The sequence below is a fragment of the Massilia rubra genome, from assembly GCF_011682065.1.
Taxonomy (GTDB): domain Bacteria; phylum Pseudomonadota; class Gammaproteobacteria; order Burkholderiales; family Burkholderiaceae_D; genus Telluria_A; species Telluria_A rubra.
Map to the genome: position 1 here is coordinate 77,378 of NZ_VUYU01000021.1, position 24,507 is coordinate 101,884.

The window sequence follows — 24,507 nt, forward strand, 5'->3', positions numbered from 1 at the left end:
ATCGTTATCGCTGCGGCATTTTGTGACATTTCCGCGCGCCATCGCTGCAATCATTATGCGTTTGCCGCTGTCGGCACGGGACGAAAATTCCATAAATGGTCGCATATTCGCCACACGCGCAGCGCCGTGGGGAAGAGGGCGAAAACCCTCCCGCCGGTGCGCTTTTCCGGGCTGCAAACGTCGTCGTATATAATCGGATATAGCGCCATGCGCGGCGCAGCCGCCTTCACCACGACCGGAGTAACACGATGATTCGACTTGCCAGCTTGTGGCTCGCCCTGACGGCGGCCGGGATTGCCAGCGCCGACGAGGTGCACGTGGCCGTGGCCGCCAATTTCAGCGCGCCGATGAAAGAGATCGCGACCGGTTTCGAACGCGCCAGCGGGCACAAGGTGCTCACCACCATCGGCGCCACCGGCAAGTTCTACGCCCAGATCAAGAACGGTGCGCCGTTCCAGGTCTTGCTGGCAGCCGATGACGAGACGCCGGCGCGGCTGGAGCGGGAAGGCAACGCTGCGCCGGGCTCCCGGTTTACCTACGCCATCGGCAAGCTGGTCTTGTGGAGTCCGCAGGCGGGGCTGGTGGACGAGCACGGCGACGTGCTCAGCCAGGGCAAGTTCGCGCACCTGGCCATCGCCAATCCCAAGCTGGCGCCGTACGGCGCGGCAGCCATGCAAACCCTGGAAAAGCTGGGCTTGCACGAACGCCTGGCGCCCATGCTGGTGCAGGGCGACAGCATTGCCCAAGCCCATCAATTTGTCGTCTCGGGCGCGGCGCCGCTCGGCTTTGTGGCCATGTCGCAAATACGGGGCGGCGGCAAGCCGCAATCGGGCTCGGTTTGGGTGGTGCCGTCCGGAATGTACGCACCGATCCGGCAAGATGCGCTGCTGCTGGCGGCGGGCAAGGACCAGCCGGCTGCGCTGGCTTTCCTGGCCTATCTGCGCGGGGCGCCGGCGCGCGCCGTGATCCGCTCCTACGGTTACGAGTTGTAAGGGCGCATGCTCAGCGCGGACGACTGGGGCGCCATCCGGCTGACCCTGAAACTGGCCAGCATCGTCACGCTGCTGCTGCTGGTGCTCGGTACGCCCGTGGCGTGGTGGTTGTCGCAAACGCGCTCGCGCGCCAGGAGCGTGGTCGGCGCGGTGGTGGCGCTGCCGCTGGTGCTGCCGCCGTCCGTGCTCGGCTTTTACCTGCTGGTGGCGATGGGGTCGAACGGCCCGCTCGGGCACCTGACGCAAGCGCTCGGCCTGGGACTGCTGCCGTTCAGCTTTGCCGGGCTGGTCATCGGCTCGCTGCTGTATTCGATGCCCTTCGTGATTCAACCGCTGCAAAATGCTTTCGAAGCGATCGGCCCGCGTCCGCTCGAAGTGGCGGCGACCTTGCGCGCCAGTCCGCTCGACACCTTTTTTTCGGTCGTGCTGCCGCTGGCCAAGCCTGGCTACATGACCGCCGCCACGCTCGGCTTCGCCCATACGGTGGGCGAATTCGGCGTCGTGATGATGATCGGCGGGAACATTCCGCAGCAGACGCGGGTGGTCTCGGTCCAGATTTACGGGCATGTGGAAGCGATCGAATATGCCCAGGCGCACTGGCTGTCCGGCGGCATGCTGGTGATCAGCTTCGTGGCCTTGCTGCTGCTGTACCGCTTCAATCCGACGCGGCGGGCGCTGTGAGCGCCGGCGCGGGGCTGGCGCCGGCGTTGCGCATGCGCTTCGACATCCGGCGCAGCGGTTTTGCCATGCAGGTGCGGCTCGACTTGCCGGGGCGTGGGGTGAGTGCGTTGTTCGGCCATTCCGGCTCCGGCAAGACCACCTTGCTGCGCGCGATTGCCGGGCTCGAGCGCCATGCTGGCGGCTATCTCGAGGTTAACGGCCAAGTGTGGCAGGATGACGCGGCCGGGGTGTTCCTGCCGACGCACCAGCGCGCGCTCGGCTATGTGTTCCAGGAAGCGAGCCTGTTTGCGCACCTGTCGGTCCAGGGCAACCTCGATTTTGCCCGCAAGCGGGCGCGCGCCGCCGATGGCGCCAAGGTGATGGCGCACGCGGTGGAGTTGCTGGGCATCGGCCATTTGCTCGGGCGCCGGCCGCAGGGATTGTCCGGCGGCGAGCGCCAGCGGGTGGCGATTGCGCGCGCCATGCTGGGCGCCCCGCGCCTGCTGCTGATGGATGAACCGCTGGCCTCGCTCGACGCACGGCGCAAGGACGAGGTGCTGCCGTATCTGGAGCGGGTGCAGGCCGAGCTGGCCATTCCCATGCTGTACGTCAGCCACGCGATGCAGGAAGTGGCGCGCCTGGCCGACCATATCGTGCTGCTCGACGGCGGGCGCATCGTCGCCAGCGGGCCGGCGGCCGAGACCTTGGTGTTGCCGGAAGTGACGCGCGCCATGCTCGACGAGGCCGGTGCGCTGGTCGACGGCGTGGTCGACAGTGTCGATGGCGATTACGGGCTGCTGTGCCTGAAGGCGGCGGGCGGCGCCATGTACATCGCGCACGCGGCGCTGGCGCTGGGGACGCGTTTGCGGCTGCGCGTGCTGGCGCGCGACGTCAGCGTGGCGCTGGTGGCGCAGGCGGGCAGCTCGATCCTGAACCAGCTGCGCGCGACGGTGGTGCAGATCGCGCCGGGTATCGATCCGGCGCACGTCATGGTGCGGCTCGACGCCGGCGGCACGCCACTGCTGGCGCGCATCACGCGGCGCTCGTGCGACCAGCTGGGGCTGGAAATCGGGATGCCGGTGTGGGCCCAGGTCAAGGCTGCCGCCTTGCTCTCGGGAGGCTGAAGCGGATGAAGAACGAGAGCGAGAACGGGGGAGGGCGGAACGCGGCCCGGATCGACGTCAAGCTGCGCCTGTTGCAGAACGACGAGATCGCCATGGGACCGGGCAAGGCCGACTTGCTCGACGCCATCGGGAGGACTGGATCGATCAGTGCGGCGGCGCGCGCGATGGGCATGTCGTACCGGCGCGCGTGGCTGCTGGTGGACGTGATGAACCGCAGCTTTGGCGCGCCGCTGGTGCGCAGCGCGGCCGGCGGCAGCCAGGGCGGCGGCGCCAGCGTGACCGCGATGGGCAATGAGGTGCTCACGCACTACCGCGCCATGCAGGCCGCGGCGATGGAAGCGGCCGCCAGCCACGCCGCCGCCCTCACCAAACTCTTGCGGTCCGACAATTAATTTCTTAACGGAGGTCAGAGCCCAATGCCTCTTAACAGAGGTCAGACCCCAATGCCACCAATGCCACCCCGTCATTCCCGCGCAGGCGGGAATCCAAGGCATGTTCGAGACTCGACGGTGCCTTGGATTCCCGCCTGCGCGGGAATGACGGTTTTGTAGTGGCATTGGGGTCTGACCTCGGTTAAGAAATGGCATTGGGGTCTGACCTCGGTTAAGAAATGTTTTGCGACACGCGCCTATGGCATTGGGGTCTGACCTCCGTTAAGAAATGTTTTGCGACACGTGGCACTGGGGTCTGACCTCTGTTAAGAAATGTTTTGCGACACGCGCCGGCCCCAGACGCGATATAGTTGACGTTTATAGAATAGATAAGTAAATAGCACCAATGACAGCAACCCCAACTCAGCAATTGCCCACCAACGACAACAGCGACGATGACGCCCTGGTCGCCGAACTGGGCTTCGATCCCCAGGCCGTGCGCCTTGTGAAGATGGAGGGCCGGGTATTCCTGCAATTTTCCGGGGCAGTCGATGAAGGCGGCCTGAATGTGCCGTATCACCTGGTCCCGGCCCAGGGCGTGCTGGCGCGCCCCAGCAAGTGGCGCAAGATGGATCAGGATGTCAAGCGCGCCCTGCTGCGCGAACGCGTGTCCGAACGCACCATCGATGAGCTGCACCAGAGCGTGCGCGTGTTCGTGCGCGATATTTCCGGCGAGTGCGAGGATCATAACCTGGACGCCGCCACCTTCCTCGGCCCACTGTTCGAAATGGAAACCTCGGAACCGGCCAGCTATCTGTTCGAACGCATCGAACAGCGCGTGGCCCACGCGGTCGAGCGCGCCCAGGAGGAACGCCACGCCGCGCGTACCCGCGCCAGCATCAACCTGGCCGAGTATCCGGCGTCGTTCGAGGTGGCGCGCCGCATGCCGCGCAAGTTCATCGCCTTGCTCGGCCCGACCAATTCCGGCAAGACGCACCGCGCGATGGAAGCGCTGGCCAATGCCAAAAGCGGCGTCTACCTTGCCCCGCTGCGCCTGCTGGCGCTGGAAAATTTCGAGCGCCTGCAAGCGGCGCGCCCACACGGCAAGGCGCTGGCGGTGAGCCTGGTCACGGGCGAGGAGCGCCGCATCGCCGAGGACGGCACCCACGTGGCCAGCACGGTCGAGATGCTCGATTCCCGCACGCCGGTCGAGGTGGCCGTCATCGACGAGATCCAGATGCTGGCCGACCGCGACCGCGGCGCGGCCTGGACCGCGGCCGTGTGCGGCGCCCCGGCCTCGGTGGTGTACCTGGTCGGCGCACCCGAAGCGAGGCGCGCGATCGAAGCCCTGGCCGCGCGCCTCGAATGCCCGCTCGAAGTGCACCTGCTCAAGCGCATGGCGCCGCTGTCGATGGATGCGGGTCCGGTGCGCAAGTTGCGTAACCTCAAACGCGGCGATGCGGTGATCTGCTTTTCGCGGCGCGAGGTGTTGATGTGGCGCGACATGATCACCGAAATCGGCTTGTCGGTGGCGACCGTGTACGGCAACCTGGCGCCCGAGGTGCGGCGCGCCCAGGCCGAGCGTTTCCGCGATGGCTCGGCCGATATCGTGGTTGGCACCGATGCGCTGGCAATGGGCCTGAACATGCCGATCGAACGCATCGTGATGACCACCACCGTCAAATTCAACGGCATCGATGAGGAGGAAATTTCGGCCTCGCTGGCGCGCCAGATCGCCGGCCGCGCCGGCCGCTACGGGGTGCACGAGGAGGGCAAGGTGGCCGGTTACGATGACGAGACGCATGAAGTGATGCGCGCCTTGCTCAAGGAAAAGCTGGCGCCGCTCAACGCCACCGGCTTTCCGGTCGCGCCCTCGCTCGAACACTTGCACCGGATCGCGTCCGTGACCGATGAAACCTCGCTGGTGCGCCTGCTCAAGCGCTTCGTTCACAATATCGATGTGCCGGACGGCTTTTTCTATCCGCGCATTACCGAGGAGCAGTCCGAGCGCGCCGAGTGGCTCGATACCTTGCCCTTGTCGGTGGCGGAGAAATTCATGCTTTCGCTGGTGCCGGTCTCGACCAAGGTGCCGTCGCTGCACCGGGCCTGGGAAATGTGGGCGCAGTCGCTGGCCAAGAAAAAGGTCTGCAAGTTGCACGACGATATTGGCCAGTTGGCGTGGCAGAACCTGCAAGAGGTGGAAGATAGTTGCCGCCTGTATTCGGCTTACGCCTGGCTGGCTTACCGCGAGCCGGAATTTTTTCCGAGCGTGGCGCTGGCCCAGGAACTGGCGCGCAGTGCGTCGGAGCGGGTCGATTCGATGTTGCAGTCGCAAAACGCGGCGGCGCGCCAGCGTCACCCGAAGAAGTTTCGCTGATCGCCCGCACGCACCTCTGAAAACGACAATAGCCCGCACGCAGCAGGCTATTGTCGTCGCTATCTGCCCCGCAACAGCGGGGCGGGGTCACACTGGCTTACTTGGTACTTTTGCTACCCGAGCTCGAGCCCGAACCGGAACCCGATTTGGAGCCGCCCGAGCTGGCATTGTTCGAGCCGCCCGACTTGCCGCCCGAAGACGAATCATCGTCCGACGAGCCGCTTTGCTTGTTGCCGCCGCGCGAGGTACCGCTGTCCGAGTCGCTCTTGTTGCTGGCCGACGAGCCGCGCGACGAACCGCTATCGGAATCGCTCTTGTTGCTGGCCGATGAACCACGCGACGAACCGCTGTCCGAATCGCTTTGTTTGCTGTTGCCCGAACCGCTTTGCTGGTTGCCGCCGCTGTGGCTCAGCTTGCCTGCTTCGCGTGCTTCTTCGGAGGTGAACTCATGGGCATTGCCGGAGGCGTGGGCTGCACGGCCGCCTTCGGCTGCAATCTCGCGCTGCTGCTCAGGGTCCATCGAAGCGAAACCGCGGTTGCTGGTGTCGCTCTGGTTGTTGCCCTGGCCGCCTTTGCTGCCGCTTTGCGAACCGGTGTTCGAACCGCTGTTCGATGCGTTGTTGTCTTTGTTGCCGCCTTGATTGTTGTTCGATGCCATGGTGATTTCTCCTAGTGTTTTAATTGAAATGTGCCGCAGGAACTACTTGGTTTTCGCTTTCAAACTTTCTCGTTCGGAAGCGAGTAGAGACATCTTAGGCCAGCGATCCGAGCATTGGAGTAGGAGCACTTGCAACTGTCGTGTAGGACAAATGTATGCCGAGGCCGCTGAAATTTACCGACGAAATGTGCAGTCGGAAATGGCTCTGTATCCACGCAAACTTCCCCGCACGAGCACTGTGCTGTTCGCGCATCAACGCTAATTTCCCAAGGGCTTTCTATATTTACGTTGACGCGGCCAGGCGAAATCAATACCATCAATCCCACGATATTGGGAACGTTTCCACTCTCGTGCATCGCAAGCGTGTCTTCCCGGCAGCGCGGCATCGACCGGCTGCTCCTCATAACAACAGGAGACTTTCATGAAACTTACCCTTCACAGGCACGTGCGGCATTCCTTGCCGCACGTGATGTGCGCACTGGCCGGCAGTGTGCTCAGCGTTGCCTGCGCCGCGCAGACCGCCTTGCCCGGCAAACTCGAAGCGGAGTCGTACGCGTCGATGCAGGGCGTCGCCACCGAAGCGACGGCGGACACGGGCGGCGGCGCCAATGTCGGCTGGATCGAGACCAACGACTGGATGAGCTATTCGGTCAATCCATCAGCCAGCGGCTGGTACACGGTGCAGTACCGGGTGGCGTCAGGCGGCGCCAGCGGCCAGTTGGTGCTGAGCCAGAACGCCAAAGATATCAGCGACGCCGTCGGCGTGCCCAACACCGGTGGCTGGCAAACCTGGCAGACCATCAGCTCGCGCGTCTTTCTCAACGCCGGCCCGCAGAACCTGGCCGTGTTCGCCAAAGGCGGCGGTTTCAACCTGAACTGGATCAACTTCATCGCCGAAAACACGTCGGCCAAACTGCCGGCGATCCGCCAGAACGGGCGCTACTGGGTCGACAGCAGCGGCAAACGCGTCAACCTGCGTGGCGTCAACCTGGGCAACTGGCTGCAGCTTGAGTTTTGGATGATGAACAACAGCATGTCCACCAGCAACGGCCTGGTCAACGACCAGTGCACGCTCGAGGGCACGCTGGCGCAGCGCTTCGGCAACGCCGAGAAAGAACGCCTGATGGGCGTGTACCGCGACAGCTGGATCACCACGCGCGATTTCGACCTGATCAAGGGCATGGGCATGAACGTGGTGCGCGTGCCTTTCTACTTCAACCTGGTGGAAAACGAGTACAGTCCCTACAACCTGCGCGCCGATGCCTGGAAGCACCTGGACTTCGCCATCAACGAAGCGGAAAAGCGCGGCATGTACGTGATCCTCGACCTGCACGGAACCGTGGGCGGACAGGCGGCGGCGACCGAGCAGCACGATGGTTGCGTGGGGCCGGCGCAGCTGTGGTCGAACGCTGCCTACCGCGACCGTACCAAGTGGCTGTGGGACAAGATCGCCGAGCGTTACCGTGGCCGCACCGCCGTGGCCGCCTACGACTTGCTGAACGAGCCGTGGGGCACGGACGCGACCACCCTGGCCAATTACGCGTACGAACTGTTCAACGTGGTCAGGGCGAAGGATCCGGAACACATGATCCTGCTGCCGGGCCACAACAGCGGCATCGATGCCTATGGCAACCCGAACACGCGTGGCTTGAGCAATGTGGCCTTCTGGATGCACTTCTATCCGGGGCTGTGGGGCTGGAACGAAGTGCCGGGCGCGGCCAACCAGGCCAATATGCACGCCAACTGGCTGCACTGCAACACCAACGGTACGGGCGAAAGCTGCGATTGGAACGCCAGGCTGACTGGGCTGAACACGCCATTCCTGATCGGTGAATTCCAGCCGTGGACCTTGCTGGGCAGCTACGGCGGGCAGATCACCCGCAAGACCTACGACGCCTACAATATGTACGGCTGGGCGGCGACCAACTGGGCCTACAAGAACGTGACGTATGGCGGCTCGAATGGCGATACCAATTCCTGGGGCTGGGGCATGGTGACGAACAGCAGCAATGGGGGAGGGCTGGGCAGCCTGAACGTCAGCACGGCATCGAGCGCCCAGATCGAAAGCTATTTCCGCAGCTTCGCCACGCAGCCGCTGGTGCGCAATGAAAGCATCGCGTACTGGATGAACTGGAAACCGGCGGTGGGGGCGCGGATCGAAGCGGAAATGTTCGCCACGCACAGCGGCATGCGCATGGAGACCACCAGCGACGCGGGGGGCGGCTTTAACGTGAGCAATGTCGATAACAATGATTGGATGAGTTATCCGGTCAATGTGCCCAAGGCAGGCTGGTATAACTTGCAGTTCCGGGTTGCCACGATCCACAACGGTGGGCAGTTCGCGTTGAGCAAGAATGGCAGCGACCTGGCGACCGTGACTGTGCCCAACACGGGTGGATGGCAGAACTGGCAGACGGTGACGGCGAGTGCCTATCTGGAAGCCGGACAGCAGGACCTGGCCATCTATTCGCGCGTGGGTGGGTGGAACATGAACTGGTGGCAGATGAACGCCCAATAGCGGCAGCGCCCGTCATCCCTGCGCCAAGGCGGCCGCCTTGGCGCAGGGCAAGTCCCCACTATGCGGAAATTCAAGCAGCGCTTGCGCGCTCTTTACGGGGTTGGTCGCGTCCCACCAAAACACGATGGCAAGTCGTGCTGCCATGACGACAGTCCAAAGGGAATGCGCTACACTGCTGATGACTAAGCACATGGGAGGCCGACATGGCAACTCTAAAGAAGATCGGCGAGCACCCAGACCTGTCCGCTCCCCACGAACCACCGCCGCTCAGCCCGATGGAGGTGAAGCGCCGCAGGCTCGCCGCCGCCCTGAAAGCTGCCGAAGGGCTGTGGAAAGACCGCAAGGACATGCCAAAGGATGGCGTCGAATACCAGGAGCAACTGAGGTCTGAATGGCCTTGATCCTGTTCGACACCAACATCTTCATCGACATGCTCAACGGCGTCCACCAAGCGTCGATCGAGTTGGCCAGCTACGACATGCCGGCCATCAGCTATATCACCTACATGGAACTTCGTGTCGGTGAGATTGTTCGCCCACACGAAAAGTCCATCCTGGACGCCGTCCTGGATGAGTTTCAGGTCGTAAATATGAGCAAAACGATCATGGAGGCGGCAATCAAGATTCGGGGCAGCAGCCTCGTCAACGGGCCTGCCATCAAGCTCCCCGACGCGATCATTGCGGCGACCGCGTGGGCGCGAGGTTGCCCGGTCGTGACCCGCAACGCAAAGGACTTCCTGACGGCAGGCGTCACCGTCCACGTCCCCTATGACTACGATTCTACGAACGGCATCGTGACCAACGTGCGGGCGCCGATCAAACTCGTTCCAAAGAGCGGTGGTCCAACCATGACGCGGATTCGATAGTCCTGCCAGGCGCTTCGCGGCGTGCCGGCAAGACAACTGCATCCACGCCCACGAAAATTGCTGAGGTATAAGACCAATATGCGTCGCGTCAATGGCGAAGATCAGTTCGCGCGGCGGCGTGAAATTCCTGGCCCCCAACGCAAACGATTCCCCGTCAACCCGCGCTGAGCTTCAGCGGATTGAGGAGGAACCGTTCGCCATCCCCGCCCTGGCGGGAGGGCGCTGTCAATTACACCGTAATCTGCGCTTTGCGCTCGGCAATTTGCTGCCCCAGTGCTTCCAGATCAAGGCCAGCCTCGCGCGCCTTTGGAAACATTTCGTTCTCTTCTTCCTGGACGTGGTGCTCGATCATCTCGGACAATACCTTGACCTTGGCGTCGAACAACTCTTCAGTCGCTTCCATTTCCATGATCTGCGCGATCAGGTCCTTGGCAGATGCGTGCTCGACGGTGGCTTCGTCAACCAGGTCTTCATTCTTCTTGGTCGCCGCGCGCACTGCCGGGTAGAAGATTTCTTCCTCGGCCGTCGCGTGCTTGGTCAATTCCGTGCAGATTTGCATGGACAGTTTTTTCTTGGTCGCATGCGCGCGGTCGCCCAGGCTCTCGAACTGTTCGAACATCTGTTTCACGTTCTCGTGGTCTTCGGTCAGCAGCGCGATCGCGTCCTGCGCTTCCTGGCCGCCTGGCATGGTTTTCGGCGTGTTACGGGTAGTCGACGATGAGGTCCTCATGGTGTGCTCCTGATATTTTCTGTGGTAACTATTGCGCTACCGGGTGGCTGGGATGATTCCTGGCTGCCTGTCTTGTAGCAGAAACATCATGATAGGCGGCCTCATTCGTGCAGGGAGTAGGCGCACTGGCAATTCCCGCGTAGGACAAAACCACGTCCGCCTATCAGGAACCACGCTGGCCTGCGTCCGCAATGCCGACGCGCGCGACCTTGGGCACACCCTCGGATATACTGTGAGGCAAGTTAATGACTTTTAAGCAAGGAAGCAAACGTGGGCGACGACCGCAATCTGATGGGACGACTGGGACAAGGCGTGCGCGCGGCAGGCGGCGCGGCGGGCGAGCGCCTGGGTCGTCTGCGCGACTACCTGATGGCGCAGCCGCCGTACAAACGCATCGGGCTGCCGCTGCTGTGGTGCGTCGGCGCGCCGCTGGCAGTGCTGCTGGTCTGGGTGCTGATCTTGCTGCCGTTCACGCCCGGCGTTGCCGATCTAAAGCAAACGCGCGCGGCCAAGGCGTCGATCCTGGTATCCGCCGACGGCAAGGAACTGGCCAGCTTCGAAGAAGGCTTGCAGGAGCGCGTGACCTTGGCCCAGATTTCGCCGCACATGATCGCGGCGCTGATCGCCACCGAAGACCACCGCTTCCGGGACCATCACGGCATCGATTTCAAGCGCACGCTGGCATCGGTGTTGCACACAGCCCTCGGCAATCCGCAGGGCGGCTCGACCATCAGCCAGCAGCTGGCGCGCAATATGTTTCCTGAGGAAATAGGACGTGCGCGCAACATCAACCGCAAGCTGAAGGAAATGATTACCGCCGTGAAGATCGAATCGGCCTACAGCAAGGATGAGATCCTGGAATCCTACCTGAATACGGTACCTTTCCTGTACAACACCTTCGGCGTCGAGATGGCGGCGCGCACGTATTTCAACACGACCGCCGCCAAGCTCGACATCCTGGAAAGCGCGACCCTGGTGGGCATGCTCAAAGGGACCAATTACTATAATCCGGTCAACAATCCGGAGCGCTCGGTGCAGCGCCGCAATGTGGTGCTGTCGCAAATGCGCAAGCACGGCATGCTCGACGACAAGCGTTACGACAGCTTGCGCCGCAAGCCCCTGCGCGTGTCCTTTTCGCGCCAGGCCGAGCGCAACCCGACCGACACCCATTTCACCGCTTATGTGCGCAAGTGGCTGATCGAATGGGCCGACGAAAACGACTACAACGTCGAGCGCGACGGCCTGGTCGTGCACACCACGCTCGACTCCGCCCTGCAGGAGGCCGCCGAAAAGGCGGTCGAGCGCCAGGGCAACGCCTTGCAGATCGTCGCCGACGTCGAGTGGGCGCAAAGCGACAGCGGTTCCGGCTCGGCCGGCGGCTATGCCGGCATGCACGGATCGATCACGCCGTTCGAGTATTTCTGGCGCTCCAAAGGGGCGCTGGTCAACAGTTTCATTCGCGAAACGCCCGAGTACAAGAAAGCCATCGAGAGCGGCGACACCGGAGCGCTCGCGCTCAAGCGCCTGCGCGCCGACCGCGCCTTCATCGCCCGCTTGCGCGCGGCCAAGACGCGCCTGGAAACCGGCTTCGTGGCGATGGACCCGGAAACCGGCCACATCAAGGCCTGGGTCGGCAGCCGCGACTTCCATAAAGAACAGTACGACCACGTGGTGCAGGCCGCGCGCCAGCCCGGCTCGACCTTCAAGCCGATCGTCTACGGCGCCGCGCTGGGAAAAGGCTTCGCGCCGAACCGCCCGTACCGCGACGCGGTGATGAATATCAAGGCGGGCGATGGCACCGTCTGGCGCCCGACCGACATGAGCGGATCGAGCGGCAACATGATGACCATGCGCGAGGGCCTGGTGTTTTCCAAGAACACCATTACGGCCCAGGTCATGCAGGATGTTGGCTTGCCGGGCATTATTACCCTGGCGCGCGGCCTCGGCATCCGCAACAGCAAGCTCGAATCGGTGCCCTCGCTGGCGCTGGGCACCAGCCCGGTGACCCTGCTCGAAATGGTCAACGCTTACAGCAGCATTGCGGCCCAGGGCGAGTATCGCAAACCGGTGTTCGTCACGCGCATCACCGACCGGGCAGGCAAGGTCGTCGCCGAATTCGGCTCCCCGGCGCCCGAGCGCGCCATGTCGTCGCAAAACGCGGCCGACTTGATCGACATGATGCGTGGCGTGATCAATCGCGGCACCGGCACGGCCATCCGCTACCGCTTCGGCATCACCGGTGACGTTGCCGGCAAGACTGGCACCACCCAGAACAACACCGATGGCTGGTTCATCATGATGCATCCGAAACTCGTGGCCGGCGCCTGGGTCGGTTTTAACGACAACCGCGTCACCATGCGCAGCAATTACTGGGGGCAGGGCGGCCACAACGCGATTCTGGTGGTGGGCGACTTCTTCAAGGCGGCGGTTGCCGAAGGCAAAGTCGATACGGCCGCGCTGTTTGCCGGCGGACGCCGTCCGGAACCGGTCCGCCAGGAAGATAATCCGGGCGACATCAGCGAAGAAGCCGGCGAAATGCAGCAGGAAGGCGTTGCGCCGCCGCCCCCGCCGGAGCTTGACCCCGACGATATGGAGAGCGAGGAAGCGATGCCGATGGAGGGGGAGCGCAGCGATCCGCCACCACCGCCACCGCCGCCGGAGTCCGAGCAAAACGCGCCGCCGGCCTCGCTCGATCAGTAAAAGCGGTCTCCACGTCGATGATGCCGGCGATGTCAAGCCCGTCACCAAGGAAAAGCAATATTTCCGGCGGGCTATGATAGGTGATGATATTTACGCTATGATCGACGTTTCCCACCGGAGACGCTGCAAATGAAACGAACGCTGTACACCATTTTGGGTGTCGATCCCCTCGCAACGTCTGAAGAGATTGCCGCAGCGTACGCGCGTTTGCATGCTGCGTTTCAGAGCGGCTCGTACGACCGCAATGACTGGGTGCTGGTGCGTGAAGCCTACGCCGTGCTGTCGAACAAAGATAAGCGCGGCCATTACGACCGTAGCCAGATCGCGCCGCCGCTCACGCGCGGCGTCGAGGCCGACGCCGGGTCGAAGACCGGTTTCAACCTCGACTGGCGCTATGGCTTGGGCGCGGGCTTGCTGGTGGCCGCGCTCGTGTACTGGTCCAAGGGCCGCGCCCCGGCTGCGCCGCCGGTGGTCGCAGGCCAGGGCGCAAGCCAGGTGGCGATGCAAGACAACGGCGCGCATGGCGGCGGCTTTCCCGCCCAGTCCCAGTCCCAGTCCCAGTCCAACAGCCAGGCTGTGTCCGCCCCTGCGGCCGGCAACGGGTCCGGCGCCATGGGCATGGAAGACCTGTTCGCCAAGCTCTCGCCGTTTGTGGCGCGTATTAATATGTATAACGGCGCCAGCATGGTCGGTACGGGCAGCGGGGTCGCGCTCGGTGGTAACGAAATCATTACCAATTGCCACGTGGCGTTGGCCGGTTCGCGCCTGCAGGTCAAGCTCGGACACGACAGCTACGACGCGACAGTGATCGTGGCCGACGAAGAGCGCGACCTGTGCAAGCTGTCGGTCAAGGGCCTCAATGCGCCGGCCGCTGTGATCGGCGCCTCGGGCGAATTGCGTACCGGCCAGCGCGTGATTGCCATTGGCGCTCCGCACGGGCTCGACCTGACCATCAGCGACGGTATCGTATCCTCGCTGCGCCCGCTCGACGGCGGCACCCTGATCCAGACCACCGCGCCGGTCTCGCCGGGCTCTAGCGGCGGCGGACTGTTCGACAGTTCAGGCCGGCTGGTGGGGATCGTGACGTTCCAGATGCGCACCGGGCAGAACCTGAATTTTGCCGCGCCGGCCGAATGGATCGGCAGCATGCGCACGCGCCGGGGCGGCGGCCTGATCGCCAAGATGAGCGCCGAACGCGCGCAGGACAACCCGGCCCAGAGTGCGCAGAATGGCGACCTGGTGGTGGGCGAATGGCATTGCAACGATCCGATTGGCGGAACATCGGTGATGATTGCCTTCAGCGACGACCGGACCTTGCAGATGCGTTATGCGAACCGGGTCTCGCCAGGGCGCTGGATGTATCGCGAGAGCCAGCTGTCGATTCAGTTTTCGAACGTGAATGACACCTTGCGGGTGGAAGAACTGTCGCGCGACAAGATGATTCTGAAGTTCAATGTCGGGCAGCGACTGGTGTGCGCACGGCGCTAAGCTTGCGGGGGCGGCGGCTCCCGAGGCGCTTGCACCCCGCTAGTGTTTGCCGCTACACATGAAACCGTCATTCCCGCGCAGGCGGGAATCCCATTCCGTGGCATAGCAGCGAACTTGGATTCCCGCCTGCGCGGGAATGACGGTGTTGCATCGAGGAGGCAAGTGCAAGCCCCATGCCGATTCCCGGGCTGCCCTCAGCGCAGCAAAAAATTCCCTTTCTTCGCCTGCGGCAATCCCCCTTCGGCAACGGTATCATCCTTGAGCAACACCCCCGACATCCCGCGCTGCCTGGCTTGCGTCAACAGATAATGCAGCCGGTATGCCGCCTCTTCATAGCTCAGCCCGGCCGGCCGCACATTCGAAATGCAGTTACGGTCGGCATCGGTCAAGCCCACGCGCGGCGCCCAGCTCAGGTAGACGCCCATGCTGTCCGGTGAACTGAGCCCCGGCCGCTCGCCGATCAGCACCGCCACCGCGCGCGCGTTGAGCAAGGCGCCGATCTCGTCGCCAATCGCCACCCGCGCCTGGCTGGCGATCACGATCGGCCCGAGGCTCCACTGCTCGTGTTCCTGCGCCTGTTCCTGTCCCTCCGCCTTGCCCAAGCGCGCCAGCAGCACCGCCACGAAAGCGCGCGCATTCTGTTCGATCGCCAGCGCCGACAAGCCGTCGCCGATGACCAGCGCCAGGTCGCACGAAGCCGGGGCCGCCGCCAGCAGCGCGGCGCGCGACGGCGCATCGAGCATGCGGCCCAGGTCCGGACGCTGCAGGTAGCTGGCGCGGTCCGGGCAGGCGCTGTGCACGCTCAGGCAGGCGTGCCCATCCCCGGCCAGCGCCGTCGCCAGCGCATCCGCGTCGAGCGCCATGTGGACCGCGTCGCGCGCGCGCGCATGCGCCAACTGGAAATCGAGCTGCGCCGACGTCGGTACGCTCACGCCGCTGCGCCCGAGCGCAATGCGCGCCTGGGTCAGCCCGCGCAAGGCTTGCCATGGATTGGACAGTACATGCTTCGATTGGTTCATAAACGCTGCAAGGCTTGTTGAAAAACGGGCGCCAGGGCGTCCGGCAGTTGGGCGGCGCCAGTGCCGCAAAAGATCTCCATGCGGTGCAGCCAGGCTTCGAATTCCGGCGCGGCGCGCAGGCCCAGCACACGGCGCGCGTACAAGGCGTCGTGAAAGGACGTGCTCTGGTAATTGAGCATGATGTCGTCCGAGCCCGGCACGCCCATGACGAAGTTGCAGCCGGCCGCGCCGAGCATGGTCAGCAGCACGTCCATATCGTCCTGGTCGGCTTCGGCATGGTTGGTGTAGCAGACGTCGCACCCCATCGGCAAGCCGAGCAGCTTGGCGCAGAAGTGGTCTTCCAGCCCGGCGCGGATGATCTGCTTGCCGTCGTACAGGTATTCCGGCCCGATGAAGCCGACCACCGAGTTCACCAGCAGCGGCTTGAAGGCGCGCGCGACCGCGTAGGCGCGCGCTTCGCAGGTTTGCTGGTCGAGCCCGTGATGGGCGTTGGCCGACAGCGCGCTGCCCTGGCCGGTTTCGAAATACATGACGTTGTCGCCCACCGTGCCGCGTCCCAGCGACAGGGCGGCGCTGCGCGCTTCGGCCAGCAGCGCCAGATCGATGCCGAAGCTGCGGTTGGCCGCCTCGGTCCCGGCCACCGACTGGAATACCAGGTCGACCGGCGCGCCGCGCCTGATCGCCTCGATGGTGTTGGTGACGTGGGTCAGCACGCACGACTGGGTCGGAATCTGGTACCGGGCAATGACGGCGTCGAGCATGCCGACCAGGGTGACCACCTGGGCCACGTTGTCGGTGGCCGGGTTGATGCCGATCACGGCGTCGCCGCTGCCGTACATCAGGCCGTCGAGCATGCTGGCGGCGATGCCGGTGGCGTCGTCGGTCGGGTGGTTCGGTTGCAGGCGCGTGGCCATGCGGCCGTCGAGCCCGAGCGTGTTGCGAAAGGCCGTGATCACGCGGCATTTGCGCGCCACCAGCACCAGGTCCTGGATGCGCATGATTTTCGACACCGCCGCCGCAATCTCCGGCGTGATGCCGGGCGCGACAAAGGCCAGCAGCGCGCTGTCGGCGGCGTCGCCCAGCAGCCAGTTGCGCAGGTCGCCGACGGTCAGGTGGGCGATCGGCGCGAAGGCGGCCGCATCGTGGCTGTCGACGATCAGGCGCGTGACTTCATCGTCTTCATAGGGAATCGGGGGATTGTCGAGAATGGTGCGCAGCGGCAAGTCGGCCAGGGCCATCTGGGCCGCCACCCGTTCTTCGGCGCTGGCCGCCGCCACGCCCGCCAGCAGGTCGCCCGAGCGGGCCGGCGAGGCGCGCGCCATCAAGTCCTTGAGGTCGCGAAAGCCGTAGGTGCGCGGCCCGACCATGTGCGAAAACCGCTGTGTTGTCACGGGGGCTCCGGGGGCGGTGGTTGGCGTGGAACGAGCATAGCATGGACTGGCTAAGAGCCTATCTCAGTAGATCGGGGGAAGCTGATGGCGATGCATGGCAAGCGAGGGCAAGGCGCGAGGAGGCCGCATGGCTAGCCATGCAACGACGAGTAACGCGGCACTCGCTTGCCAGGCGCGCCAGCAGCGACTCCGATCTACTGAGATAGGCTCTTACAGCAGGTCCGCGCGCGGATAGCCCCAGCCCGGTACGCCGGCGGGGCAGGGTTGGCCGTTTTTCTCGTCCAGCGGCAAGGTGGTGAAATTGCCTCTCGGCGTGGTGCTGAAGCGCACGTCGGAAGCGTTGTCCGTGCCCAGCGCGGGCATGCGCGCAAAGCGCAGCCAGGCATCGAAACGACAGTTGCCCGCCTGCAGCGCGCGCAAGCGGGCCAACGATGCTTCCTGACTCCAGTTGATGAGCAGTTGCGTGCCTGGCCCGGGCGCGCCTTCGGACAGGGCGGCCGGGCAAGCGTCGAGCGCGAGCACCTTCGGTGCGATGCTGAGCATGCCGCGCCGCAGGCGGTAGCTGCCGGCAACGTTGTCGCGTTCGGCCGAGACGAAGATCCAGCACAGCGGATTGGCGGGAAACGCCGTCATCGAGGTATCGAGTAGGGTGCTGGCCGGATCGAGCTGGCGCAGGTGGTCGGCCACGATGGTCTTGCCCTGCCGCATTGCGGCGCCCTGGACCGCCACGAAGCCGAGCGCGACCAGCAGTGCCGCGCACAAGGCTTGCTTGCCGGTCTTGCCGGCGCGCTGTTGCAGCAGGGCCAGGCCGGCGCCGAAGGCGAGCAGGGCCGCCAGCGAGCCCCAGTGCAGGAAACCGCGCACGGTGAAATAGGCCAGCATGCCGGACAGCGCGACCAGCGGCAGCGCACGCCAGAAGCGGTTGCCAAGCATCATCGCCAGCGGTACCGCGCCGGCCACCCAGAACATCGGTTCCAGGATGAAGACCATGTCGCCATACACCCAGCGAGTGTTGAACGGATAAAACGGATGCACGCCGTAGGAGTTCAAGGCATCCATGCCCAGGTGCAGCAGGAAACCGGCGGTGACCGCCGCCAGCAGCCCGGCGCGGGCCGGTTTGCTGGCGCGCAACAGGGCGCGCGCGCCCGGCCACAGCAGCCACAGCAGGGCGACCAGCAGCAGCGCCTGGGGAATTTCGAGCAACAAAGTGTGGGTGTGGCCGCGATGATGCAGCAGGTAGCCCAGCGGACTTGGCAGGAGGCCGCTGAGCACCAGGTCGAGGTCGGGGAAATTGCTGGCGGCCCAGCACGAAACCAGCATCAGGCGGCGCCGGGTGCGCTGCGAGGCCGGATCGGCTTCGGCCGGCAAACTACGGTGAACCAATTCGCCGGCGGCCAGTCCAATTAACGAGTGACTTAAATTATCCATGGCGGCGATCTTACCGTGCCGGCTGTATTCCTGCCGAGCTGGCAAACGGTGCCGGATGTCCTATCTGGATGTATCGGCGTTCATGGTGGCGACAAATCTCGCCATGTGGCGTCCGGCGATGGCGTTGATGTTGTCGCTGGTTTTGGCGCCGAAATACATCAGGATCTCCTTGTTCAAGGCTGGGCTTACGCGCGTCAGTTTCTTGCCGAGAGCAGAATCGCCGTTGGCAAGAATGACGTCATTTTCCGCCTCTGTAAACAGGTGATCGTATTTGTCCCACGCCGCCGGATCGGCCACGCCGGTGCGGCGCTTGTCCTCCTTGATTCGGGCACTGACATCGATGGTCTTTTGATAGGCGCTGCTGGCATAAAACGCCGCCAGCTCCTTGAGCTCGGCGTCGGTGAAATAGCGTGGGTAGATCGTTTGCGCCATGTCGCTGATCAGCGCTGGCAGGTTCATCGACTTGTCGCGTATTTTCAAGTCCGCAGCCAGCGCGGCAGACCATGCGGGAAGCATGGCCAGCGCGCGCTTGCGTTGCGCTTGACTTAGTTGCGGTGCGGCATTCAATTTTTCCTCCAGCATCTTTTGCAAGGTTGCGGCATGACGCGTTGCGGAGCTGTCGAGGTAGGCCCGGTATTTTTCTTCGATGTGTTCCGCTGTCACGATCGTTTGCAGCGCTCGCATCGTTTCGGCGCCCGGCTCGGCCGCGTGCGTCGTCGGGCAGAGGCAGATCAACGCCAGGGCAAGGATACGGATCGGTTTCAACATGGTTGACTCCTGTTAGCACCAGGTCGACATGACAGCGGGCGCGATTTTCATCGGTCGGAAAAATTCGGTGAACCAGTTCGCCCAAGGCCAGTCAAACGATTGATTGATCTGCATTATCCATGACGGCGATCTTACCGCGCCGGCGTCGTTCACGCCGACCAGCTTGCTGCTACGGAGCCGTCATGCCAACAGGGCCGGGTGAGGGCGTTCGAGCGGGCGAAGATGCCTGGGGCGGGCAGGGCTTATCTGGTTTTGCGCTGCCCGCGCGTCACCGGATTGAAGGAGGCCAACATGGAGTACAAAACGATTCTCGTGCATGTCGACGAGTCGGCGCAGGCCGCTGTGCGGATTGATGCGGCGGCACGGCTTGCCATCGAGCATAGCGCGCATCTGATCGGCACGGCGCTGACCAACCTGCCGCCGCGCTTGCTGGCGCTGAGCGGCCTCGACCCCAGCTTGCCGCCAATGCAAGCGCCGCTGGTGGAACTGCGGCGCCTGGCCGACAGCGCGCTCGACGCCTTCGAGCAGCGGGCCGCTGCGCTTGGCGTGCTGTCGGTCGAGCGGCGCCGGCTGGAAGAAGAGATCGGGCTGGGCATGAGCTTGCAGGCACGCTATTGCGACCTGGTCGTGATCGGCCAGCACAATGCCGCCCATCCCATGCCGGGTATACGGGCCGATTTTCCAGAGTATGTCTTGCTCAATTCGGCCAAGCCGGTGCTGGTCGTTCCCGCCACGGCGTCGCAGGGGCTGCTGTTGGGGCAGCGCATTGTGGTCGGCTGGAACGGCAGCGCCCCGGCCAGCCGCGCGATCGCCAGTGCGATTCCATTGATGCAGCGGGCGCGCCAGGTCGATATCGTCGTCGTCGATGCGCGCGCGCAGGGCGACCTGCACGGCGCCATGCCGGGTGCGGACCTCGCCTTGTACCTGGCGCGGCATGGCCTGCGTGTCAACGTGCGCGACATCGACAGTCACATCGATCCGGGGCGGGCCTTGCTCGCGGCGGCGGGCGAGGCTGGCGCCGACCTGATCGTGATGGGCGCGTATGGCCGTTCGCGCTTCCGTGAAGTCTTGCTCGGCGGCGCGACCAGGACCGTGCTCAGGTCGTCTACCTTGCCGCTCTGGATGATGCATTAAGCGTGGCTGAGTAGAATCGCGGCGCGGCCGGGGTGGCGGTCGCGGCGGCGTTGTTCTTCGTTGTTTGTCCGGCGATGCGGCATGCGGGCATGGCTGGCGGCCTCGCAAGAGAATCAGGCAAGCCTGCGCGAGGATTGGATCTTGGCGCGCAGTCGTGTTGCGGCTTACACTGGCGGCTGACGAACCCGCCACCGAGGAGCCGATGCCAACCCCGCCAAGCAGACAAGACCGGATGATCGCCTTGCTGGGCACGCTGGCGCCGTCCGAAGGCTACACCGCCTCCGTCCTCGAGGCGGTGGGCTTCATGCGCGCGAATCACGCCTTGGCGCGCACGCCGGTGTTGTACGAGCCCTGTATCGTGATCGTTTGCCAGGGGCGCAAGCGGGGGTATCTGGGTGAGCGGAGCTTTATCTACGATGCCCAGCAATATCTGGTGTTGTCGGTTCCCTTGCCGTTCGAAAGCGAAACCGAGGCCAGCGAAGCCGAGCCACTGCTTGCCTTCAAGATGCACATCGACCTGGCAGTCGCTGCCGAACTGGCGCTGGCGCTAGGTCCGGCGCCACCGACGCACAACGCGCCGGTGAGCATGTGCTCGACCGCCATGGACGATGTCCTCGGCGACGCCGTGCTGCGCCTGCTTGAAGTGCTGCTATGCCCGGTGGAGGCGCAGGTGCTGGGGCCGGGCATCATGCGCGAGATCCTGTATCGCGTGCTGACGGGCGAGCAGGGCGGTGCTGTGCGCGCGGCACTGGCGCAGCACAGCCAGTTCGGCAAGATCGGCAAGGCGCTGCGCCGCATTCACGCGGGTTTCAGCGGCGAGCTGGACGTGTCAACCCTGGCGCAGGAAGCGGGGATGAGCGTGGCTGCCTTTCACGCCAACTTCAAGGCGGTCACGCAGACGTCGCCGATCCAGTATCTCAAGAGTACGCGCCTGCACAAGGCGCGCCTGTTGATGGTGCAGGAAGGCCTGAGCGCCGCCACCGCCTCGAATCGGGTCGGCTACGAAAGCAGTTCGCAGTTCAGCCGTGAATTCAAGCGCTTTTTCGGCCGCAGTCCGGTACAGGAAGCGGCCGTGATGAAAACGGTCCTGAGCCAGTCGCCGAAGGAGGCGCCGGCTTACGTGACGGCGCATTGATCGGGCAGGGCGGTTGTTCGCCTGCCGAGGCGCCGCGCTTGTGGTGAAACGTGATCGAGAAGGATTGCCGATGACTGAGAAACAGATAAAAGAGGCAATTTCGCGAGAGTTTCTCAGGATTCTCGCGCTTGGACATGGATTTAAGGTAATTGAACCAAGCCCCGATCATGGCGTTGATATCGTTATCTACCCTGTCATGCCGCATCCTGTGCAAGCGGGCAAGTCGCGTTATCTGGATTCGCAGCATAAACTTGATTTCCAAGTAAAGGCAACGACCCTGGCAGGTGTCATTGATATGGGTGACTTCATCAAATTCGATCTTGAAGTGAAGAATTATAACGATCTGGTCTATCGCCGCAACGACATGCTTCCGCTACATCTTGTTGTTGCCGTTCTTGATTCCTCGCCGCCAAATTGCCTCAGTGTCGATGACCGGAAGCTGTGTTTGGCCTGTACCGGGTACTGGTTTCTTCCGGAGGAGGGCGCCCGAACAAGTTTGAATGCGCGACAGGTTCGTATTACGATACCAAAAACGAACAGACTTGAATCAGGATTCGTTCGCGACAGGTTCGTTCAGCTGGGACTTACTCATGACTAACGATGACCAAGACGTATTATCACTGACCCTCGGACTGAAGAGTTTTCTTGATGAGGCAGGCTGGCAAGAGATTCGTCGTGTGCGTAATGCAGTTTTGTACGCGGCACCTGCATCACTGGGTATTGAAGGGAACTACACCGTCGCGCTGCCGCAGGATACGTCGGCGCCTGGCGCCGCACGCTTGTTGCATGGTTGCGCTAACGCGCTTGTGGACGTTTACGGATACGGCAGCGTGGGCGACCTTCTGAACCGCGCTGCGGCGGTCACCGATCAGACCGTGCCGACACGCATCGTAACGCGCTTCATCGATGACGCCACGCGCTACGGCGCTATCCCGCTCGCAGAACTGGTCGCCTTCGTGACGAACATGCAGGATGGTCTGTACCGATGCGCGCGCTTCAAGATGGGCGCCGACACCAAGGAGTCCAATACAACTGCCCAGCATTTTGTCCGGCAATGCCGGTTTTTGCAGACTGCGGAGGGTAGCTTCGTGGCGAAAGTCGAGGTTCCGATCACCGTTCTGAAGAAGGCAGATTCATCGGGGAGGCAGGCGCTGACGTCGACAGAAATTTGTTCGTCGTTTTTCTCCGCCATTCATTTCATCAATCGGAACATCCTGGAATACGAAGACGCCTTTGACGCACCCGACACGCTGTCAAGCGCGATTGCCCTGTTTGACGTAGAACTGCTCGAATCGATCACCAGGCTGGTGGTTGGCCCTCAAATGGAGAGCATCGAATTCTTCATGGAGATGGGAACCGAATTACTCAACTCGTCCACTGGTTTCCTGTCCCCCGTAAAACGGAAACGGGCTCATGAATTTCTTCAATTCATTACCAAGCAGCTACTGTGCGAAAACAATCTGGAGTTCATCGGGAAAATTGTCGCGCTGCGTTCGCTACATCCACGGGGAAACAAAAACACTATTCGCGTCGTCGCGCGGAGTGGCAGAGACAAGGTGACCGTTTTGGCCACTCTAAGCAATGAGCAATATCAACGGGCCGTTCTCGCATACGGGAAGGAACGAGACGTCTGTTTGCGAGGACATGGAAGCAGGTTAAAGACGCAAATCAGGCTGACCGAAGTCACTGGCTTCGAGGATTGCGATCCCGGGCACGGTACGCAGCAGCGGGCCGTCATCGCCTCGGGATCATAGACTGCGGTCGTGCAAACGGCCTGAAGGCTGTTCGCTTTAGTCTTGTCCCCTCAGTTCGCCACCGAATGCAGCAACACCGTCGTCACGCCGCCATCCTGATCGACGATCAACTGGTACAGCCGGTCGAATTCATCATCGCCGATATCGGTGCCCGGTTTTCCGCCAAACAAGCGCACCAGTTCCGGAACCGTATTCGAGTGGCCCACCACCAGCGCCGTCCCGCCCGCCGCCTTGACCTGCCCGACCAGCCTGGCGCCTTGCGCGGGATCGTAGGTGCGCACTTCCAGTCCCAGGGCGCTGGCCAGCGGCTGCGCCGTCTGCCGCGTACGCTGAGTCGTACTGCTGTAAATATGGGTGATGCCGGTCGACTTGAGGATGGCGGCAATATTGCCGGCGCGGGCCTTGCCCTGGGCCGTCAACTCCGGATCTTTCTCGACTGATCCCTTCTCGCCGTGCCGGACCAGGTAGATGATGGACGGATCGGCCGCCGCCAGGCCGGGCGCCAGCAGGGCTGCGGCGAGGAGGACGCCGCCAAGGAGGGAAGAACGGATGCGCATGCTCGGCTTTCGGAATGGTCGGGATGTAGGAACAGCAATGTAGCGCAGGCTGGCTGAAGGATGCAACTATTCCCCGCCGTTCCACCTCATCGGACCGCCTCTGCATGGTTGGCGCGTATCTTGCTTGTATGGTAAGTACATGGCCACACTCTCAAGCAAACAAATGTCCAGAACTCCCGCGCTCCCCCCTCGCAAGCTGCGCATTGTCGTCGTCAACACGATCGTGCCGGATGGCGGCGAGCACGATGCCGCCCTGGCCGTCCAGGTCATGCGCGGCAATGCGCTGCGCATCGGCCTGCTCGAATCGGGCTACGACATCGTCGCTTCGCTGCCCGCCGATATCTACCTTCCGGAAAGGATTGCCCAACTACAGCCCGACATGATCATCATCGATGCCGAATCGGACGCGCGCGACGTGCTCGAGCACATCGTCATCGCCACCCGCGACGAGCGCCGCCCGATCGTGCTGTTTACCGAGGACGACACCACCACCAGCATGGACGCGGCCATGGCGGCCGGTGTGTCGGCCTACATCGTGGCCGGCTTGCAGTCCGAGCGCATCAAACCGGTGCTGAACGTGGCGCTGGCGCGTTTCCGCCAGGAGCAGAAACTGCTGGCCGAGCTCAGCGAGACGCGCCACAAGCTGGCCGAGCGCAAGGTGATCGACCGCGCCAAGGGCATCTTGATGACGCATCACCGGCTGACCGAGGACCAGGCCTACCAGAAGCTGCGCAGCATGGCGATGAACAAGAATCTGAAGCTGGCGGAGATCGCCCAGCGCATCCTCGATGTCGAGGATCTGCTCGGTTGAATCGGTGCCGGCAGGAACACAAGGAGT

Annotated in this window: 22 protein-coding genes; 15 read left to right on the top strand and 7 right to left on the bottom strand. The window is 63.4% G+C overall.

Going from position 1 to position 24,507, the window contains the following annotated elements:
• Positions 1 to 248 precede the first annotated feature (248 nt).
• From modA to F0185_RS25115, 5 genes are all read left to right on the top strand, one after another.
• Entirely contained in the window at positions 249 to 992 is a 744-nt protein-coding gene (modA, locus tag F0185_RS25095; protein ID WP_167229101.1) for a molybdate ABC transporter substrate-binding protein, read from the top strand.
• 6 nt (positions 993 to 998) lie between these two features.
• Complete coding sequence (modB, locus tag F0185_RS25100; RefSeq protein WP_167229103.1) at positions 999 to 1,673, top strand: molybdate ABC transporter permease subunit; 675 nt, start codon at positions 999 to 1,001, stop codon at positions 1,671 to 1,673.
• 32 nt (positions 1,674 to 1,705) lie between these two features.
• Positions 1,706 to 2,776 carry a molybdenum ABC transporter ATP-binding protein gene (gene modC / locus F0185_RS25105; RefSeq protein WP_167229159.1) on the top strand — a complete coding sequence of 357 codons (1,071 nt, stop codon included), beginning with the start codon at positions 1,706 to 1,708 and terminating at the stop codon, positions 2,774 to 2,776.
• Between the two features lie 5 nt (positions 2,777 to 2,781).
• Positions 2,782 to 3,168: a winged helix-turn-helix domain-containing protein gene (locus F0185_RS25110; protein ID WP_167229105.1), complete on the top strand. Its 387-nt coding sequence runs from the start codon at positions 2,782 to 2,784 to the stop codon at positions 3,166 to 3,168.
• A gap of 385 nt (positions 3,169 to 3,553) precedes the next feature.
• Complete coding sequence (locus F0185_RS25115; protein ID WP_167229107.1) at positions 3,554 to 5,524, top strand: helicase-related protein; 1,971 nt, start codon at positions 3,554 to 3,556, stop codon at positions 5,522 to 5,524.
• Between the two features lie 97 nt (positions 5,525 to 5,621).
• On the opposite strand, the gene F0185_RS35360 is transcribed toward F0185_RS25115, so the two are convergent.
• A complete protein-coding gene (locus F0185_RS35360) occupies positions 5,622 to 6,182 on the bottom strand; it encodes a KGG domain-containing protein (RefSeq protein ID WP_167229109.1) in 561 nt (186 codons plus the stop codon).
• 421 nt (positions 6,183 to 6,603) lie between these two features.
• Between F0185_RS35360 and F0185_RS25125 the strand changes: the two genes are divergently transcribed.
• The 3 genes from F0185_RS25125 (at position 6,604) to F0185_RS25135 (ending at position 9,565) form a co-directional block, all read left to right on the top strand.
• Positions 6,604 to 8,700 carry a carbohydrate-binding protein gene (locus tag F0185_RS25125; RefSeq protein WP_229477174.1) on the top strand — a complete coding sequence of 699 codons (2,097 nt, stop codon included), beginning with the start codon at positions 6,604 to 6,606 and terminating at the stop codon, positions 8,698 to 8,700.
• A 203-nt stretch (positions 8,701 to 8,903) separates the two neighbouring features.
• A complete protein-coding gene (locus F0185_RS25130; protein WP_167229111.1) occupies positions 8,904 to 9,101 on the top strand; it encodes a hypothetical protein in 198 nt (65 codons plus the stop codon).
• Positions 9,092 to 9,565 carry a PIN domain-containing protein gene (locus F0185_RS25135; RefSeq protein WP_167229113.1) on the top strand — a complete coding sequence of 158 codons (474 nt, stop codon included), beginning with the start codon at positions 9,092 to 9,094 and terminating at the stop codon, positions 9,563 to 9,565. Before F0185_RS25130 ends, F0185_RS25135 begins: the two co-directional genes overlap by 10 nt.
• 229 nt (positions 9,566 to 9,794) lie before the next feature.
• Here F0185_RS25135 and F0185_RS25140 read toward each other — a convergent pair whose 3' ends face one another.
• Positions 9,795 to 10,295, bottom strand: a complete 501-nt coding sequence (locus tag F0185_RS25140) for a hemerythrin domain-containing protein (protein ID WP_167229115.1) — start codon at positions 10,293 to 10,295, stop codon at positions 9,795 to 9,797.
• Positions 10,296 to 10,565: 270 nt separating this feature from the next.
• Between F0185_RS25140 and F0185_RS25145 the strand changes: the two genes are divergently transcribed.
• A complete protein-coding gene (locus tag F0185_RS25145) occupies positions 10,566 to 12,995 on the top strand; it encodes a penicillin-binding protein 1A (RefSeq protein WP_370664060.1) in 2,430 nt (809 codons plus the stop codon).
• A 129-nt stretch (positions 12,996 to 13,124) separates the two neighbouring features.
• Positions 13,125 to 14,483 (top strand): trypsin-like peptidase domain-containing protein, encoded by a 1,359-nt coding sequence (locus F0185_RS25150; RefSeq protein WP_167229117.1) that lies wholly within the window; start codon positions 13,125 to 13,127, stop codon positions 14,481 to 14,483.
• 194 nt (positions 14,484 to 14,677) lie between these two features.
• Here the strand turns inward: F0185_RS25150 and eutC are convergent, their stop codons facing one another.
• The 4 genes from eutC to F0185_RS25170 form a co-directional block, all read right to left on the bottom strand.
• Positions 14,678 to 15,502 carry an ethanolamine ammonia-lyase subunit EutC gene (gene eutC, locus F0185_RS25155; protein WP_167229119.1) on the bottom strand — a complete coding sequence of 275 codons (825 nt, stop codon included), beginning with the start codon at positions 15,500 to 15,502 and terminating at the stop codon, positions 14,678 to 14,680.
• Positions 15,499 to 16,869 carry an ethanolamine ammonia-lyase subunit EutB gene (locus tag F0185_RS25160; RefSeq protein WP_167229165.1) on the bottom strand — a complete coding sequence of 457 codons (1,371 nt, stop codon included), beginning with the start codon at positions 16,867 to 16,869 and terminating at the stop codon, positions 15,499 to 15,501. Before F0185_RS25160 ends, eutC begins: the two co-directional genes overlap by 4 nt.
• Before the next feature lie 234 nt (positions 16,870 to 17,103).
• Positions 17,104 to 18,321 carry a metal-dependent hydrolase gene (locus F0185_RS25165; protein WP_167229121.1) on the bottom strand — a complete coding sequence of 406 codons (1,218 nt, stop codon included), beginning with the start codon at positions 18,319 to 18,321 and terminating at the stop codon, positions 17,104 to 17,106.
• Between the two features lie 60 nt (positions 18,322 to 18,381).
• Positions 18,382 to 19,089, bottom strand: a complete 708-nt coding sequence (locus F0185_RS25170) for a DUF2059 domain-containing protein (RefSeq protein ID WP_167229123.1) — start codon at positions 19,087 to 19,089, stop codon at positions 18,382 to 18,384.
• Positions 19,090 to 19,380: 291 nt separating this feature from the next.
• Here F0185_RS25170 and F0185_RS25175 point away from each other — a divergent pair, with 291 nt between their 5' ends.
• From F0185_RS25175 to F0185_RS25190, 4 genes are all read left to right on the top strand, one after another.
• Entirely contained in the window at positions 19,381 to 20,223 is an 843-nt protein-coding gene (locus F0185_RS25175) for a universal stress protein (RefSeq protein WP_167229125.1), read from the top strand.
• Between the two features lie 202 nt (positions 20,224 to 20,425).
• On the top strand, positions 20,426 to 21,358 hold the full coding sequence (locus tag F0185_RS25180) for an AraC family transcriptional regulator (RefSeq protein WP_167229167.1): 933 nt from the start codon (positions 20,426 to 20,428) through the stop codon (positions 21,356 to 21,358).
• Between the two features lie 70 nt (positions 21,359 to 21,428).
• Complete coding sequence (locus F0185_RS25185; RefSeq protein ID WP_167229127.1) at positions 21,429 to 21,956, top strand: DUF4365 domain-containing protein; 528 nt, start codon at positions 21,429 to 21,431, stop codon at positions 21,954 to 21,956.
• Positions 21,949 to 23,112 carry a hypothetical protein gene (locus F0185_RS25190; protein ID WP_167229129.1) on the top strand — a complete coding sequence of 388 codons (1,164 nt, stop codon included), beginning with the start codon at positions 21,949 to 21,951 and terminating at the stop codon, positions 23,110 to 23,112. The genes F0185_RS25185 and F0185_RS25190 overlap by 8 nt, the downstream gene beginning before the upstream one ends.
• A 50-nt stretch (positions 23,113 to 23,162) precedes the next feature.
• Here the strand turns inward: F0185_RS25190 and F0185_RS25195 are convergent, their stop codons facing one another.
• Positions 23,163 to 23,669 carry a SixA phosphatase family protein gene (locus tag F0185_RS25195; RefSeq protein ID WP_167229131.1) on the bottom strand — a complete coding sequence of 169 codons (507 nt, stop codon included), beginning with the start codon at positions 23,667 to 23,669 and terminating at the stop codon, positions 23,163 to 23,165.
• Between the two features lie 163 nt (positions 23,670 to 23,832).
• On the opposite strand from F0185_RS25195, the gene F0185_RS25200 reads away from it, so the two are divergent.
• Positions 23,833 to 24,480, top strand: coding sequence for an ANTAR domain-containing response regulator (locus F0185_RS25200; protein WP_167229133.1), 648 nt, complete (start codon positions 23,833 to 23,835; stop codon positions 24,478 to 24,480).
• The last annotated feature ends 27 nt before the right edge of the window (positions 24,481 to 24,507 follow it).

What these genes read in the sequence shown, in the direction of transcription:
- modA (WP_167229101.1), top strand. Translation starts at nt 249, where the DNA reads ATGATTCGACTTGCCAGCTTGTGGCTCGCCCTGACGGCGGCCGGGATT.
- modB (WP_167229103.1), top strand. Translation starts at nt 999, where the DNA reads ATGCTCAGCGCGGACGACTGGGGCGCCATCCGGCTGACCCTGAAACTG.
- modC (WP_167229159.1), top strand. Translation starts at nt 1,706, where the DNA reads ATGCGCTTCGACATCCGGCGCAGCGGTTTTGCCATGCAGGTGCGGCTC.
- F0185_RS25110 (WP_167229105.1), top strand. Translation starts at nt 2,782, where the DNA reads ATGAAGAACGAGAGCGAGAACGGGGGAGGGCGGAACGCGGCCCGGATC.
- F0185_RS25115 (WP_167229107.1), top strand. Translation starts at nt 3,554, where the DNA reads ATGACAGCAACCCCAACTCAGCAATTGCCCACCAACGACAACAGCGAC.
- F0185_RS35360 (WP_167229109.1), bottom strand. Translation starts at nt 6,182, where the DNA reads ATGGCATCGAACAACAATCAAGGCGGCAACAAAGACAACAACGCATCG.
- F0185_RS25125 (WP_229477174.1), top strand. Translation starts at nt 6,604, where the DNA reads ATGAAACTTACCCTTCACAGGCACGTGCGGCATTCCTTGCCGCACGTG.
- F0185_RS25130 (WP_167229111.1), top strand. Translation starts at nt 8,904, where the DNA reads ATGGCAACTCTAAAGAAGATCGGCGAGCACCCAGACCTGTCCGCTCCC.
- F0185_RS25135 (WP_167229113.1), top strand. Translation starts at nt 9,092, where the DNA reads ATGGCCTTGATCCTGTTCGACACCAACATCTTCATCGACATGCTCAAC.
- F0185_RS25140 (WP_167229115.1), bottom strand. Translation starts at nt 10,295, where the DNA reads ATGAGGACCTCATCGTCGACTACCCGTAACACGCCGAAAACCATGCCA.
- F0185_RS25150 (WP_167229117.1), top strand. Translation starts at nt 13,125, where the DNA reads ATGAAACGAACGCTGTACACCATTTTGGGTGTCGATCCCCTCGCAACG.
- eutC (WP_167229119.1), bottom strand. Translation starts at nt 15,502, where the DNA reads ATGAACCAATCGAAGCATGTACTGTCCAATCCATGGCAAGCCTTGCGC.
- F0185_RS25160 (WP_167229165.1), bottom strand. Translation starts at nt 16,869, where the DNA reads ATGGTCGGGCCGCGCACCTACGGCTTTCGCGACCTCAAGGACTTGATG.
- F0185_RS25165 (WP_167229121.1), bottom strand. Translation starts at nt 18,321, where the DNA reads ATGGATAATTTAAGTCACTCGTTAATTGGACTGGCCGCCGGCGAATTG.
- F0185_RS25170 (WP_167229123.1), bottom strand. Translation starts at nt 19,089, where the DNA reads ATGTTGAAACCGATCCGTATCCTTGCCCTGGCGTTGATCTGCCTCTGC.
- F0185_RS25175 (WP_167229125.1), top strand. Translation starts at nt 19,381, where the DNA reads ATGGAGTACAAAACGATTCTCGTGCATGTCGACGAGTCGGCGCAGGCC.
- F0185_RS25180 (WP_167229167.1), top strand. Translation starts at nt 20,426, where the DNA reads ATGCCAACCCCGCCAAGCAGACAAGACCGGATGATCGCCTTGCTGGGC.
- F0185_RS25185 (WP_167229127.1), top strand. Translation starts at nt 21,429, where the DNA reads ATGACTGAGAAACAGATAAAAGAGGCAATTTCGCGAGAGTTTCTCAGG.
- F0185_RS25190 (WP_167229129.1), top strand. Translation starts at nt 21,949, where the DNA reads ATGACTAACGATGACCAAGACGTATTATCACTGACCCTCGGACTGAAG.
- F0185_RS25195 (WP_167229131.1), bottom strand. Translation starts at nt 23,669, where the DNA reads ATGCGCATCCGTTCTTCCCTCCTTGGCGGCGTCCTCCTCGCCGCAGCC.
- F0185_RS25200 (WP_167229133.1), top strand. Translation starts at nt 23,833, where the DNA reads ATGTCCAGAACTCCCGCGCTCCCCCCTCGCAAGCTGCGCATTGTCGTC.